Origin of the sequence: Spirosoma sp. KNUC1025, from assembly GCF_045160025.1 — a bacterium.
In the GTDB taxonomy this organism is placed as follows: domain Bacteria; phylum Bacteroidota; class Bacteroidia; order Cytophagales; family Spirosomataceae; genus Spirosoma.
In genome coordinates this window covers 6225026-6240416 of the sequence record NZ_CP087139.1, presented here as the reverse complement: position 1 = coordinate 6240416, position 15391 = coordinate 6225026, and the positions used below count along the sequence as shown (strand labels likewise).

At 49.5% G+C, this 15391-nt stretch carries 13 protein-coding genes; 8 read left to right on the top strand and 5 right to left on the bottom strand.

What is annotated here, in order from left to right:
* Positions 1-7 precede the first annotated feature (7 nt).
* Positions 8-439: a response regulator gene (locus LN737_RS27320; protein WP_405513866.1), complete on the top strand. Its 432-nt coding sequence runs from the start codon at positions 8-10 to the stop codon at positions 437-439.
* A 37-nt stretch (positions 440-476) separates the two neighbouring features.
* Positions 477-1070, top strand: coding sequence for a biliverdin-producing heme oxygenase (locus tag LN737_RS27315; RefSeq protein ID WP_405513864.1), 594 nt, complete (start codon positions 477-479; stop codon positions 1068-1070).
* A gap of 33 nt (positions 1071-1103) precedes the next feature.
* Here the strand turns inward: LN737_RS27315 and LN737_RS27310 are convergent, their stop codons facing one another.
* The 4 genes from LN737_RS27310 to LN737_RS27295 all read right to left on the bottom strand — a co-directional run bounded on the left by LN737_RS27310 (position 1104) and on the right by LN737_RS27295 (position 5623).
* Positions 1104-3131, bottom strand: coding sequence for a PAS domain-containing protein (locus tag LN737_RS27310; RefSeq protein WP_405513862.1), 2028 nt, complete (start codon positions 3129-3131; stop codon positions 1104-1106).
* A gap of 173 nt (positions 3132-3304) precedes the next feature.
* Positions 3305-3871, bottom strand: a complete 567-nt coding sequence (locus LN737_RS27305) for a low affinity iron permease family protein (RefSeq protein ID WP_405513860.1) — start codon at positions 3869-3871, stop codon at positions 3305-3307.
* 247 nt (positions 3872-4118) lie between these two features.
* Positions 4119-4637 carry a thioredoxin family protein gene (locus LN737_RS27300; protein ID WP_405513858.1) on the bottom strand — a complete coding sequence of 173 codons (519 nt, stop codon included), beginning with the start codon at positions 4635-4637 and terminating at the stop codon, positions 4119-4121.
* Positions 4634-5623, bottom strand: coding sequence for a helix-turn-helix transcriptional regulator (locus tag LN737_RS27295; RefSeq protein WP_405513857.1), 990 nt, complete (start codon positions 5621-5623; stop codon positions 4634-4636). Before LN737_RS27295 ends, LN737_RS27300 begins: the two co-directional genes overlap by 4 nt.
* Before the next feature lie 135 nt (positions 5624-5758).
* Here LN737_RS27295 and LN737_RS27290 point away from each other — a divergent pair, with 135 nt between their 5' ends.
* From LN737_RS27290 to LN737_RS27265, 6 genes are all read left to right on the top strand, one after another.
* The gene (locus LN737_RS27290) at positions 5759-6712 is read left to right on the top strand and encodes a hypothetical protein (protein ID WP_405513855.1); all 954 of its coding nucleotides are present in this window, start codon (positions 5759-5761) and stop codon (positions 6710-6712) included.
* Between the two features lie 65 nt (positions 6713-6777).
* Positions 6778-8631, top strand: a complete 1854-nt coding sequence (locus tag LN737_RS27285; RefSeq protein ID WP_405513853.1) for an ABC transporter ATP-binding protein — start codon at positions 6778-6780, stop codon at positions 8629-8631.
* A gap of 115 nt (positions 8632-8746) precedes the next feature.
* Positions 8747-9358: a hypothetical protein gene (locus LN737_RS27280; protein ID WP_405513851.1), complete on the top strand. Its 612-nt coding sequence runs from the start codon at positions 8747-8749 to the stop codon at positions 9356-9358.
* A 92-nt stretch (positions 9359-9450) separates the two neighbouring features.
* Positions 9451-10464, top strand: a complete 1014-nt coding sequence (locus tag LN737_RS27275; RefSeq protein ID WP_405513849.1) for an OmpA family protein — start codon at positions 9451-9453, stop codon at positions 10462-10464.
* Positions 10465-10714: 250 nt separating this feature from the next.
* A complete protein-coding gene (locus LN737_RS27270) occupies positions 10715-11104 on the top strand; it encodes a hypothetical protein (RefSeq protein ID WP_405513847.1) in 390 nt (129 codons plus the stop codon).
* A gap of 243 nt (positions 11105-11347) precedes the next feature.
* Positions 11348-12172, top strand: a complete 825-nt coding sequence (locus tag LN737_RS27265; protein WP_405513845.1) for a glycosyltransferase family 2 protein — start codon at positions 11348-11350, stop codon at positions 12170-12172.
* Between the two features lie 4 nt (positions 12173-12176).
* On the opposite strand, the gene LN737_RS27260 is transcribed toward LN737_RS27265, so the two are convergent.
* A complete protein-coding gene (locus LN737_RS27260; protein WP_405513843.1) occupies positions 12177-15323 on the bottom strand; it encodes an efflux RND transporter permease subunit in 3147 nt (1048 codons plus the stop codon).
* Between the last annotated feature and the right edge of the window lie 68 nt (positions 15324-15391).

Sequence of the window (15391 nt, the reverse complement as noted above, 5' to 3'; positions counted from 1 at the left end):
CTTAGCGATGGTAGATATACTATATGTTGAAGATGATCCGAATGATGCAGATATTTTCAACCGATTAATGCGAAAAATGAACCGGCCCTTTACGTACAAGGTGCTAAACAGCGGTTCGGATGCCGTTAATTATCTGACCGGTCAGGGGGCGTATAGCGCTCAGCCGAATGTATTACCAAAACTGGTTTTGCTGGATCTGAATCTAAACGGCATCAGTGGTTTTGACGTCGTGCACCAGGCCCGCCTACTCGATCGGACCAAGTTTTTACCCATTGTTGCGTTCAGCACCTCCGACAACCCGCGCGATATCCATTCGGCCTACGAAGCAGGCGTTAATGCATACGTAGTAAAACCGGGAAGCTATCAGGCAACAGGCAACATCATTGGTAAAATGTGCGATTTCTGGTTGGAAAATAACACCCGAATAGATCATAAATAATCGGGCGATTCTAAAAAATCAGGTTTTAAGTAGGTAAATGGCTTCATTACTGGAACGACTGCGGTACGAAACCCGCCCCCTTCACGAACAGACCGAGCAACTTTTTTATACAGAAGCCCTGCAAAACGGAACCCTTTCGACAGAGGAATACCTGCATCTGCTACGTACGCATCTGACGTTTCATCAGTCGCTTGAAGCGGCCCTTGATCAGTATCCTGATTTTTTTCGGGAGTTTGAGCCCGACACCCGCCGGAAAATGCCCTGGTTGCAAAACGACCTGATTCAGTTGAATGAGCCGCTTCCCAAGCTTAAACCGGCGTTGTTTGCCACTTGGTCGCCTGTGTCGTTGGTAGGCGCTGCGTACGTAAGCGAGGGGTCAATGCTGGGCGGAACGGTCATCTGGCGGTTGTTGCAAAAAAATCCCGCTATCCAGCCTTTGCTGGCTCAGGCCCGTTTTTATCAGGGATATGGCAGCGATACGGGTAGCCAATGGAAACGTTTTGGCGAGTTTGCCCTACAAAAAGGGGGAAGCCAGCCAGACGAAGTAGTGGAGGCAGCCCAGAAAGCCTTTTCGGAATACCAGCGTATTTTTCTGCATCTGAAGTCGCCGGTTTCTCAGGAAGCTTGCTGAGGCTGGGGTTCCGCTGCGGCAAGTTCAGAGCAGCTAAATAGCGGGCAGAAATACCTTGAACGTAGAGCCTTCACCGGTTTTGCTACTGACATCCATTCCTCCTCCATGGCTTTCGACAACCCGCTGACTGATAGCGAGGCCAATGCCTGTTCCACTGTAAACGGCAGGATCATGGAGCCGCTGAAAAGGGGTAAAAATCCGGTCTTTGTATCGTTCGTCGAAACCAATGCCATTATCCGTTACGGTTATCAGCCAGAACGATTGGGTGTTTTTGTCCTGCAGACGCGCTGGAATCTCGTTGGGCAAGGCCGGGCGGGAGCGTACCTGAACCACAGGCGATCTATCGGAGGGAATAAATTTGAGCGCATTGGCAATCAGATTCTGAAAAAGCTGCCGTAGCCGCGATGAACTTCCCAAGACTTGTGGAAGCTCCCCAATATCGACGGTGGCGTTTTTTTCGGAGATACTCATTTCCAGATCACTGAATACATCCTCCAGCACATCGGTCAGAGCAATGGTCGTAAAAGGTTCACGCTGCGTACTGAGTTTGGAATACGCCAGTAAATCTTTAATGAGCATCTGCATCCGTTTGGCTGAACGCTGAATCCGATGAATCATGTCCGTTTCACCATCTGACAGGTTATCGGCAAATTGAGTTTTCAGCAGATCGCTAAACGCCTGAATGCGTCGAAGTGGCTCCTGCAAATCATGCGAGGCAATGTGAGCAAACTGTTGCAGGCTCTCATTGGAGCGTTTGAGTTCGGCAATGGCTTCTTTTAATTCATTTGCCTGCTGCTGGGCCGCCAGTTCCGCTTTTTTGCGATCCGTAATGTTGTTGTACGTAACAACTACACCATCGTCGCCCTGCCTCACCGCCGACACTTCAAACCAACCCTCAAGTCCGAATTCATCGCGGTAATATTGCGTGCTTTGCTCTGCTTCCCCTGTGTTGACAACCCGCACATACAAATCAAAAAAACCATTCTCCCGATTGCCCGGAAATACGGTCAGCAAGGAGCGGCCAACGATTTGATCAGGGGTCATGAAATTGCTTTTAATGACAGCCTCGTTTGCCGTATCCATCATAAAATCGACAATCGTACCCTGCTGATCGCGGATGGCTGTCATGGCAATAATGCTGTTCAGAGAAGCATCGAGGGTCGTACGCAGCTGATGGGCCTGCCGTTCCAGATGCTGCGTTTGCTCCGCCACGCGCTCCTGTAAAATAGCCTCGGTACGCTTACTGTCTGTAATATCGATGACCGTCCCGATAAACTGGGTAGCTAGTCCGGCTTCGTTGAAAAAAGCCTGACCGTTGGCACGTATCCAACGTAGCTTCCCGTCGTTGAAACCCACTGTCCGGTACTCAGTGTTGTAGTGGCCACCACTTTCAAACTGTAACGCTCGCTGAACGATCTGATCGGTACGTTCCCGATCATCGGGGTGTAATCCTTCTAAAAAAATACGGTAATCGACAGAAGCTGTGGAAGGGAGACCAAACAATTCTTTGCAGCGATCCGACCAGATCAGTTCGCCCGTCTGGGGCTTGTAATCCCAGGCGCCCATCTGCGACGCTTCCATGGCAAGTTGCAGTCGATTTTCGATGGCCTGCGAGCGCACCTCAGCCAGTTTCCGTTCGGTTACGTCAATCAGTACTCCCGAAAAGGTAAGGGGCTGGTGTGCCTTATCCCGGGTCGATTGCCCTCGGGCAAGTACCCAGCGAGTTTGCTGATTTTGCCCAACGATTCGATACTCCGCTTCGTAGGTGCGGCCGGAATGAATGGTTTCGTCAATCAGTTTAAGAACCCGTTTCTGATCATCGGCGTGAATGCTGTCGGTAAAAATGCTCAGCGGCAGCGAATCGACTCCCGGCGGTAGCGTTGCCCCAAACAGACGTAACAGATTCTGATCGCCGTAAACTTTGTCGTTCGTAATATCCCAGAACCAGGTAGCGATTAAACCGATGCTCAGGGCTGTTTGTAACTGATCGTATGAACGACGTAATAACGCTTCTTCAGTGGGCAGTAAAGGAGATAACTGAGCAGCGAACAGCTGGTTCATACAGTGAATGTCTGGAAAGGAGGGCAAGCCATATGGCTACAAGAACATAAACTCACTTGCCCGGTTGTTGTTAGGCAAAATCCGAACGAATTGAGCATGTTTTAACAAAAATAACGATAAACTTACTCAAAATAAGTTAAGCTGAACAAGGCAAACCAATAGCCCTTAGCGTTTTATCCTGCTTTTTTATTAGTCGGCCGCGCTTTGCCTGTGGGTTTCGATGTGGGTGCTGCCGGTTGTTTTGCGGCTGGTCTTTCATTCTGTTTATTTCGTCGGCCTGATAGCCGTTGCTTCAACACTTCCACTTTTTCATCATGAATGTCTTCGGCTTCTTCAACCGAATGCGATTCAGACAGGCTCGCTTCTGTTTTGGCCCGCTCGGCCAGTTTGCCAAAAAACCGATGCAGCGCCCGTAATTCCTCTTCAGTCAGGTCTTCCACATTCAGCAGCCGGTTGCTGGCTTTGGAGTTGACGGCGATTAATTCGTTGAGCTTGATCTGTAAGGCCAGAGAATCCTTATTCTGCGACTTCTGAATCAGAAAGACCATCAGAAACGTAATGATGGTTGTACCCGTATTGATAACCAGTTGCCAGGTATCGGAATAATGAAAAATAGGGCCTGTTACAACCCAGATGATGATTGTAAGGAGGGCTAACAAAAAAGCAGTTGACGAGCCGGTTGCATACGTAGCGCGGGAGGCAAATCGCTCAAAAAAATTGGCAGATGGATTCAGTTGCATATCGATAGGCGGTTTTGTTCAGACGTAAATGAATGCCTTTTCTTAACCCTATACAACTTACTTTGTGAGATTAAATCATTTTAATAGGAATACCAATTAAAATGAGTTGGCTCCATTGGAAACCAGCTCGTTTTGATGAAACCGTTTAGAAAATGTACGGCCTGTTTATCCCAACAGAAGTTGGCCTCACGGGCTGATTGACCGAAGCTGGAATAAACGTATTATTTCTGGTAATCAAATACTTATTTTATAAACTGTCTGCCTTTACCGAATCCGTTGGGCTTGATAGAACTGGCAGGGACGTATCATTGACTATGGGTCGCTTTCGTCGGGCCTGACGTACTTTAGGCATCTTCAATACCATGTCTGCCTGTTGTAGCATGGCGTTGAGCCCCGCGTAGCCAACACCCCGGTGAACCACCTCTCCGGAAGGAATAAAGTACAATGCCGTCGGGTAGCTGGCAATGGCGTATCGTTTGGCTAGTTCAGCTCCTTCACCGACTTCGGCATCGACCTGGTAACTAATAAAATGTTCGTTGAATTTTGCTCCTACGGTTGGGTTGGGGAAAGCTTCGCGAGCCATGCGTCGGCAGGGAGGGCACCAGCTTGTGTAGACATCAACAAAAATAGGTTTGTTCTGACGTCTGGCCTCCGCCAGAACGTTCTGCCATGACCCGTTGAAAAAGCGAATGCCGGTTGGCTCTTCAGCTCGGCTCTGACTAAAAAACAGGCAAAAAAGAAAAACAAGTAGCGTCGAATGGTTCATGAGCCAAATGTACTTCTTCTGTTCAACTGGCTGGGTAAATAGCCGAATTTTCGTTTGAAGGCCGCCGAAAAATGGTGCGTTTCGCTGTAGCCAAGCGTTAAGGCAATGTCGCCAATGGGCTGATTCGTATCCCGTAACAACTGATGAGCGTACTGCATGCGAAGGTCATTCAAATACCCAAATACCGTAGTGCCGATCAGCTCACGGAATCCTTTCTTGAGTTTATAATCATTCAGGCCAGCGTAGCGGCAAAGTTGTAAGAGCGAGTGATTGTCCAGTGGATGGGTATCAAGCCAGGTTTTTACGGCCATAATCTTGTCGATGTCGCTGACGCTTAAGGCCGTCTCGCGGTTGGCTCGATCTGTGTCAGCCTGTTCCAGCTGCTGACGTAACAGATCCAGAACGATCGTTTCCAGGTACAACCGCTTAAATGGTTGTGTGCGACTAGCCTGTGTGAGTTGAGTCAGTTGCGCTTGTAAAGCTGGCCCGATGGGCAGATTGTGGCTGACCAGCGTAGTGGCGTTACGTTGAGCGATGCTGTTTAGTAAATGGCTCATGCGTGGCGACGTGTCATCGGCAAATCGGTTGAAGAACGTCTCGGTCAGTTGAACGCCAACATAAAAATGGCTGCCCGTACCAAACCAACTTTTGCCATCTCCATAAGGACGATAATTCAGGTTATGTTGCTGATCGCACAGTTGTATTGATACGGACGACTGTTGCGACATCTGTCCCTGCACCTGAAAAGTCATCTCGACCGACGAAAAATTTTCTGTGGTATGGATCGCGTCTGTTTTGAGCGTGTGAAAGCGACCGTAGTGGATTCGCACACCCTGAAAGCAGATCTCGCCGAGTTCACCCTTCGATACGTCATCGTTCAGGCGGGTATGCGTTTCGGTATAGCCCGTTCTGTCGTGAAATTCGGCAGGGTAACTGCGCTCAAACTGATCGAAATAGTACCCGTAGTTAGTCGAAGTAATTTGCATAGAACGAAGCTACGTAGAAAGTGCATACCCGCCAACCCGCATAACGAATCCGTTTCGCGGGCACGATAATCCGTTTTGCGGGGTCGGCCGTCATTAGCCAGCACTACCTTCGCCAGACCATCAATTGACAAGCCAATGCACGCATTTACATTTGGTATTTATCCGGGTAGCGCGACCGGCGCTGAAGGGGGATTAGTTACCGGGCCTGCCGACATTCCTGAGCGGATTCTGGAAGCACTAAACGACCTGCAGCCAGCAGGCAAGCCGTTTCGGGTCCGTGCCTATATGGGGTACGCAGGCGATGGCCGGGTAGAGGCCACAACACCGCAAAATTTCAGGCAGTACGTTGGCGAGAACCGAAAACTTGATCTGGTCCTGTGTTATCGGGCGATAGATGAGCCGCTTGATCGATGGACTGATTTTATTCGGGCAACCTTACAGCAATACGGTCCTGATCTGGCAACCCTGCAAATTACGGAAGAAGCGAATTCCACCGGTCCGGGTGGCGATGGCATAACGCCAAACGTGCGGGCAGCACTGGTAGCAGGTGTCATTACGGCAAAAGCCGAAGTGCAACGGTTGGGCTTATCGATCGGTATTGGTTTCAGCGCTACCATTAATTTTAATCCGGCCGACGATTTCTGGCAGGCGATTGGTCAGCTTGGCGGGCACCCATTTGTCGATGCCCTGGACTACGTAGCGCTGGACTTCTTCACAGACGTATTCGTGCCGCTGCCGCCCGAAGTTGCAGTAAGCGAGGCTGTACGAATGGTCTTGCATCAGTTCCGGTACGTAAATTTAGTGCAGGCGGGTATTCCCGAAACGGTGCCGATTATCATTGGTGAAAACGGATGGCCAACCAACTCTACGCGGTCCTACGAGCGGCAGGCGGAGGTTTTGGAAATCGTAATCCGTACGGTACATGCCCATCGGCAAACCTTTACCATTATCGGCTATGAGCTTTTTGATCTGCGCGATGCCGACAGTTCACAGGAGGATATTTTCTATCAGTTTGGACTGCTGCGTGACGATTATTCGCCTAAGTTCGCCTATGCTGTATTTCGAAAACTGGTACATGAATTGAGTTGATGAGAAGGCCGTTGGAGAAGACAGCCATGGTGAACTAATCTACAGCTGGAGGTGTCTTTTTGTATATGGCAAAAACGGCAACTTCACACACTAACTCTGCTGATACTAAGGACCAAATAAGCTGGCGTGATCGCTTTGTTGCTTTAGGAAACTTACCCGCTTTTTTTAAATTAGTATGGGCCGTCTCACCGGGGCTATTCCTCGGTAATGCTTTTCTACGACTAATTCGGGCTGCCATTCCGGCCGCAACCCTTTATATTGGAAAACTGATTATTGATCAGGTCGTTACGTTTACTAAAGTTGCCGGTACTGATCATGATACGCGGTCTTTATGGTGGCTTCTTGTGGCCGAATTCGGTCTGGCGGTTCTGTCAACGGCTCTGGGCCGGGCTGTGTCGCTTATGGATAGTTTATTAGGGGATTTATTTGCCAATCAAACGTCTGTCCGCTTGATGGAGCACGCGGCTTTACTCGATCTGGAACAGTTTGAGGATGCTACGTTTTACGATAAACTTGAACGTGCCCGGCGACAGACTACCGGCCGGACTGTACTGCTTTCGAGCGTATTTGGGCAGGTGCAGGAACTGATTTCGGTAGGCTTTCTGGCGGCTGGACTGGCCGTGTATAATCCCTGGTTATTAGTGCTGATATTACTGGCTGTTACGCCCTCATTTATCGGCGATAATTATTTCAACCAACGGAGCTATTCACTGTCGCGTTCGTGGACACCCGAACGGCGCGAACTCGATTACCTGCGGTACGTAGGCGCCAGCGACGAAACGGCCAAAGAGGTCAAAATTTTTGGGCTGTCCGATTTTTTGATTGATCGATTCCGAACGCTGTCGTGGCAATATTTTCTGAAGAACCGGGCGCTGGCTATCAGTCGGGCAGGCTGGGGGACGCTGCTTTCCGGCCTCGGAACAGCAGGCTATTACGGGGCCTACGTCTGGATTGTGCTACGTGCCGTTAACGGCCAAATCTCGCTGGGTGATCTTACGTTTCTGGCCGGATCATTCCGGCAGGTACGAGGTTCGCTGGAAGGGATTTTGCTCCAGTTTAGCAGCCTGACGCAGGAAGCCATCTATTTGCAGGACCTGTTCGATTATTTTGCCATCAAGCCCCTGATTCATTCGCCCGGTACGTCCCGTCCTTTTCCGAAACCGATTCGGGAAGGATTTGTCTTCGACAACGTTGGGTTTAAGTATACAAACTCCGAGCGCTGGGCGTTACGTAATCTTTCCTTTACGCTTCAGGCTGGCGAAAAACTGGCTCTGGTTGGTGAGAACGGTGCCGGAAAAACGACCCTGGTTAAACTGCTGGCGCGGTTGTATGACCCGGCAGAGGGGCGCATTCTGCTGGATGGATACGACCTGCGAGAGTATGACCTGATGGAACTACGACGGAATATCGGCGTCATTTTTCAGGATTACACCCGCTTCAAAATGTCAGCGGGGGTCAATATTGCGGTTGGTGATATTGACGAACGTAGCAACCAGTCGCGCATTGAGACATCAGCGCAGCGAAGCCTGGCCGATACGGTAATTGCCAAGCTCGCTGAAGGGTACGACCAGCAACTCGGGCGTTCCTTTGGCAAAGGCGTCGAACTGTCGGGGGGCGAGTGGCAGAAAGTAGCGCTGGCTCGGGCGTATATGCGCGACGCTCAGCTTATTATTCTGGACGAACCAACGGCCGCGCTCGATGCCCGCGCTGAGTACGAAGTTTTTCAGCGATTCGCTAAGCTGACGGAAGGGAAGTCGTCGGTGATTATATCGCACCGATTCAGCACTGTCCGCATGGCCGACCGGATTCTAGTGCTGGAAAACGGTACGTTGCTAGAAATAGGATCGCATTACGAGCTATTGGAAAAAGATGGCCGCTATGCGGAGTTGTTTGGTTTGCAGGCCAGAGGGTATCAGTAAGAAAATGTCGACTTTATTTCGCAGGCTATAGTGTGATTGGTTTGGGTTTGTTGTAACTCATGGCTTGAGTAGGCGACGAATTTATTTAGCTTATATATCGAAACCGATCTGAACGATGAAATCTGTTCCTGCTTTTCTAATTACTTTGTGTGCACTGGCAACAACGGCTTTAGCTCAGACACCCGCCATACCCTCACCTGATGTACAGATAAAAACTGCTGTGCTGGCGGCTCCGGCCGACAAACGGGATGGCGCGTCGGTGTATGGCTATTCAGCAAAAAACGAATTCACACTGCTTCGAAAAGGAACAAATGAGCTGGTTTGCCTGGCCGACGATCCCGCTCAGAAAGGCTTAAGTGTATCGTGCTATCATAAGGATCTGGACCCATTCATGGAGCGGGGGCGAGTTTTGAAGAAAGAAGGGAAAAAGCCCGCCGAAATTCTGGCTGCCCGCGAACAGGAGGTTAAAGATAAGAAACTAACGATGCCTTCGCACCCGTCGACTTTGTTTTCCTACACCGCAAAAGATGAGGAATACAATCCGGCAACGGGGGAGGTGAAAAACGGTTACCTGCGTTACGTTGTGTACATTCCATACGCCACTGCCGAAAGTACGGGATTGCCCCTGAAGCCCGAAGCTCCCGGTATGCCCTGGATTATGGACCCCGGTACGCACCGCGCCCACATTATGATTAACCCGCCTGTGTCGACTACCGCATCGCATTGACCCAGGAAAACCGTATCCTAAAATTCAGTCCTCGATATTGCTTGTGAAAAAGGACTTCGGTATGTTTACTAAGTTCCTCATTCACAAGTGATATGAGTGGTCGATTGCTTCTCGTGATTTTTTGCGTAGTACCAATCCTTGGGCTGATTCTGAGTCAGGTAATCTATCCAAGCACGGTTGATTTACCTGAATCGCCGTCAATGGCGGCTTCCATCTCGACCTCCCGGGGAGCGCCAATGCTGACCATTTCAATACGCCTGATTGATGCGGAAACCGATACAGTTGTTGCCAATGGGCAAGTGGTGGCGACCGACGAAACTAATGGACAGCTATTCGCCGTCGTTCCTGATAGTCTGGGGTTTAAGCTCAGTGCTACACCCGGTACAACGCTCACTATCCAGGCATCAGCACCGGCTTATCTGCCAGCCAAAACCAGAATTTCCAATCTGGCGCTCTCGCAGCGGGTTATCATAAAATTAATCCATACCAGGCCAAGTATACTAACCATCAAGGCTTTTGCGACGAATATTAGCCAGCCACTGTCACCTGCCACAGCCGTCATTACGTCGATGAATACTGGTAAGTCAGAGCAGTTTGCACTGACCAACGGACGATTACAACGGTCGTTTACAAAGCCGGATAAACTGGAAATTACGGTAGGTTCTCCAGGCTACACATCGGCTAGTCGTCAACTGACAATTGACGTGCCGCCACTAGGGAACCGCTATGAATTTGATGCAGAGTTGGATAGTGTCGTGACTAGTTTACCGATTCGTCCTCTTGATGCTCAGTTGCCTATGCTGACTTCATCCATCGCATCTGTATCGGCAGTAACAACAAAGTCGTTTGGGGTTATTGAAAAAGGGAAGACTATTCGGCTGAATAAAATCTTTTTCGACCAGAGTAGCCCGGTATTACGTCCTGAATCCTATACTGAACTGGACCAGCTTTATTCTGTCCTGACACAATACCCCTCGTTACGCATCGAAATTCGCGGCTATACCGATAACCAGGGCGATTTTGACCTCAATACCCAACTGTCTCGTGAACGCTGTCAGGCCATCGTCGACTATCTATCGAAAAAGGGATTCGCCGAAACCGATTGAACGCGGTCGGGCGTGGGCCGCTTGATCCTGTTGCGCCAAACAACAACGAAGAAAATCGGAAGAAGAACCGACGCGTAGAGTTTGTGCTGCTCTAGCTTTTTGCCCCTTTTTCGACAACAGGGCTGCTTTGCCCTATTCAACCATGCTACGGGTTAAAACCCTGAAAGCATCGAACCAGTTAGTATAACAGGAACGATTAGGTTTGATAACAAGACACTGGAGTTCCGTTTCGGTGCTAAAAAAGAGAGCCATGAACGAGAAAGATGGGAAGAAAGTAGCCAGAATTATTTTGGGTGGGGCTTTGATTGCGGCCGGTATAAGCCATCTGACAGTTGCCAGAAGAGAGTTCAGGGCGCAAGTACCCGACGAGGTTCCTTTGAAAAAAGATGACACAGTCGTGTACTCGGGCATCGCTGAAATCGCGCTGGGCAGCAGCCTGGTGCTGACAAATGAAAAACATCAGAAGACAATAGGAAAAGTTGCGGCTGCTTTTTTTACGGCTGTCTTTCCCGGTAATATTTCTCAGTTTGTCCACAAACGAAACGCCTTTGGGCTGGATACGGACCGGAAACGGTTTGTCCGTTTATTTTTTCAGCCTGTGCTCGTCTACTGGGCGTTGAAGAGTACGAATAACGCATAAGCGTGCTAACACGGTCTACTGAAAAGTAGAGTGCGCGTTACCAGTAATCCAGGCATAAATCTCGATCTTTGACAACATTTGGCATACGCTGAACGTAGCATATGCTCAAAAGTGTATGCCAATAAATTAAGCAGAGGAAATCGCCAGGCGGAACTTCGCCCTGTTTTTACTGTCTAATTTAAATGGCTACTACCTCGTTTAGATTTAGCCAGCTGCTTACAAGTTATTCTTTCTATTTATAGTATGAAAATTGCAGGTGTGGTTGTGTTGTATAATAGCCCCTTATCATGTTTAGAAAATATTAATACCTACATAAACCAAGTCGATATTCTTTTTGCCATTGATAATTCAGATCGTATTAACGAATTACTGGTAGAGACACTAAAAAACACGCCTAAAGTAGAGTACGTATCTAATTTCGGTAATCAGGGCATTAGCCACGCGTTGAATCGAGCGGCTGAGCGAGCTGTTCAGGCAGGATATTCGTTCTTATTGACCATGGACGATGATAGCAGCGCATCCGCTAATATGATCGTTGAAATGAAGAAGTTTATTGCTGAATATCCGTCGCCAGATCGAATTGGTATTGTGGGTGCTGCCCATTCACCAGCAACCCTTCAGATAGGCTTGCCTAATCCAGTCCTGTACACGATGACATCCGGCAATCTGCTTAATCTAAGAGCCTATCAGGATGTTGGCCCGTTTCGGGAGGATTTTTTTATTGATCATGTCGATCATGAGTATAATCTCCGGCTAAATAGCGCGGGATACGCGGTTATTGAGTTGCCTTCAGTACGGTTGAATCATCCATTGGGCGAGAAAAAGCGGCAATGGGGAATCGCATACATCTCCCATCACCCTGTTCGGCAATATTATATTGTCAGGAATGGTTTGTTAGTTGCCCGACAATACTTGCGTCGTTATCCTGGCGTCGTGTATAAAATGGCTAACTTGATTGTTAAAGAATGGATAAAGGTATTCTTCGAGCAAAAGGATCGTCGCAAGCGTATGGGTCTCATGCTGAAAGGCTTGAAAGACGGACTCCTGGGACGAACCGGTAAACTCTAACGTACTATAATTTCTCCATGTCTACCGCCAGCACCCGCGTTTTTTTATGGATCTCCCGGCGGTAGAACAGCCGATAAATAATTGGGAAAATCAGCAGCGTCAGAACGGTGGCCGTAATCAGTCCACCAATAACGACTATGGCTAACGGCTTCTGCGTTTCGGAACCAATTCCGGTTGAAACCGCAGCAGGCAACAGACCAATGGCTGCCATGAGCGCCGTCATCACCACGGGCCGAATTCGGGATTGAACACCCTCGCGAATGGCATCGTCGAGGGGGAGTTTATCCTGTCGGTTTTTGTTGAAAACAGAGATTAAAATTACGCCGTTCTGAACGCAGATACCAAAAAGCGCAATGAAGCCCACGCCCGCTGAAATGCCGAAGTTCATGCCCGTTACGTGCAGCGCCAGTATGCCGCCAATGAGGGCAAAGGGTACATTGAGCAACACCAGACCAGCATCTTTGGCATTGCCGAACGTAATGAACAGGATCACAAATATGGCTGCGATACTGATGGGAACCACCTGTCCCAGCCGGCCAGTAGCGCGGACCTGATTCTCGAACTCACCGACCCATTCTACAGAGTAGCCTTTCGCCGGACTAAGCTTTTCACGAACCCGTTGCTGCGCTTCGGCAATGGTGCTGCCTAAGTCGCGGCCCCGCACCGAAAACTTAACTCCAATGAAGCGTTTGTTCAGGTCGCGGTAAATAAAAGCCGGTCCGGTAACCTGCCGGATAGTAGCAATTTCTTTCAGCGGAATCTTGCCCCCGCTCATGGTCGGTACCATCAGCCGCATAATATCTTCTTCGCTTTTGCGGTATTCGGGTTGAAAGCGTACCCGAATATCGAATTTACGTTCGCCTTCATACAGAACCGATGCCGTTTTTCCGCCGATTGCCATCTCTATAACGGCCTGTGCGTCAGCGGTCGAAACGCCATAAAGCGCCATTTTGTGATCGTGAAACAGAACACTCATCTCCGGCTGACCTACGTTGCGGATAATGCCTAAGTCCTTAATGCCCTCTACGTTTTTGACGGCCTCCAGCGCCTGGTTGGCATACTTTTCCAGCTCATACACGTCTGGCCCAAAAATCTTGATGCCATTGCTGGCTTTATAACCCGCTACGGCTTCCGCTACGTTGTCGATGATGGGCTGAGAATAGTTGTAGAGTACACCCGCGTAATTTTTTAGTTTGGCATCCATTTCATCCGTTAGCTGTTCGGTGCTGAGCGAGTGTCCGGAATTGCGCTTGGGCCACTCGTCCTTTGGTTTTAAATCGACCTGAAACTGGCAGAAATAAAATCCGTTCGGGTCGGTACCATCATTGGAACGGCCCACCTGCGAGAGTACCTGTTTTACTTCGGGAAACGTTTTCAGGTCCTGCCGGATCGTTTTAGCCATGTCGACACTTTCGGGTAACGACATGCTCATAGGGAGTTCGGCCGTAACCCACAAAGCACCCTCGTTCAGTTGCGGCAGAAATTCAGTTCCGAGCAGAGTTGAGGAAAAGAACGTAGCGCCCATAAAACAAATGGATGCGACCAGGCTGATCCGTCGGTTGCGGTAACACCAGCCAAAACCACGCATGACGATCCGGTTAAAGAAATTGACGATGGGATTATGTTTCTCCCGAACGTTTTTCTTTAACAACATTGAACATAGCACTGGTACCAGGGTGAGGGTAAACAGCAAAGCACCCAGCAACGCAAACCCGAGCGTCCAGGCCAGTGGCGAAAACATTTTTCCTTCGACTTTCTGGAAGGAAAAAATGGGCAACAATGCCGTGATAATGATGAGTTTAGAAAAGAAAACGGCCTTGCCCAGGTCGCCACCCGTTTTGCGAATGAGCCCAAGTTTGGCCATTCGGTTGAAGCGGGTCATGCCCGTTTGATGAGCCAGATGGTCCAGCGAAACGAAAATTCCTTCGACCATAACCACCGCCCCGTCAATGATAATCCCAAAATCGACTGCACCCATCGAGAGCAGATTGGCCGACATGCCGCGCAGTTTCAGACACAGAAACGCAAAGAGCAGTGCCAGCGGAATGATGATGGAAACGATCAGTGTAGTGCGCCAGTCGGCCATGAACAGAAACACAATTACCGTTACCAGAACAATACCTTCGGTCAGGTTGTGCAACACCGTTTTTGTGCAGAACTGAATAAGATTATCGCGGTCGTAGAAGGTGACCATTTTGACGTCCGATGGCAAAACGCGCGTGTTTAACTCTTCGATTTTGTCTTTCACCCGCTTCAGAATCTCGCTTGGGTTCTCACCCTTTCGCATCACAATGATGCCTTCGACAACATCGTCGTTTTTATCTAAACCAACCTGCCCCACGCGCGGTAGATTCGACTCAGCAACTTCCGCTACGTTTTTAACCAGCACCGGATTGCCGCCGGCTTCTTCAATCAGAATATTTTCGATATCCTGAATCGACGTCAATAAGCCAATGCCCCGCACCACATACGCCTGCCCATTCCGCTCGATTACGTCGCCACCAACGTTGATATTGCTGCGCGTAACGGCCTGATACACTTCCAGGGGCGTAATGTCGTACTTGGTTAACTGGGTTGGATTGACGCGCAGTTCGTACATCTTGTCGCGGCCACCGAAGGCCACAATGTCGGCGACGCCAGGCACGGCCCGTAGCTGGCGGTCAACAACCCAGTTTTGCAGCGTAAGGAGTTCGCGACTGTCGCGGTTGGGGCTTTCGAGCGTATAGCGGAAAATCTCGCCCGTTGGACCATATGGAGGCTGAATCTCAGGATCGACTCCTTCGGGCAGCGATACGTTACGTAATAGATTATTGACCTGCTGACGCGCAAAAAAATCATCGACATCATCGTCAAAAATAATTTTCAGAACCGACAATCCGAACATGGTTGTCGAGCGCACGTTGCTCTTGCGCTGAACAGAATTCATGGCCACTTCAATCGGTACGGTAACGAAGCGTTCTACTTCTTCTGCCGAGCGGCCGTTCCACTCTGTAACTACAATGATCTGCGTGTTCGTTACGTCGGGGAAGGCTTCGAGGGGCGTATTCAGGTAGCTGTAGACGCCAGCAATAACCAGACTCGCCGTCATGAAAAAGATGAAGAAGCGGTTCTTTAGCGAAAAGCCGACGATCGTTCGAATGAGTTTGTTCATAGAGGAGAATGACAGGTAACGAGCGATAGGAAAAGTGCGAAAGCAGACTGACGTATTTCGTTTCCTTT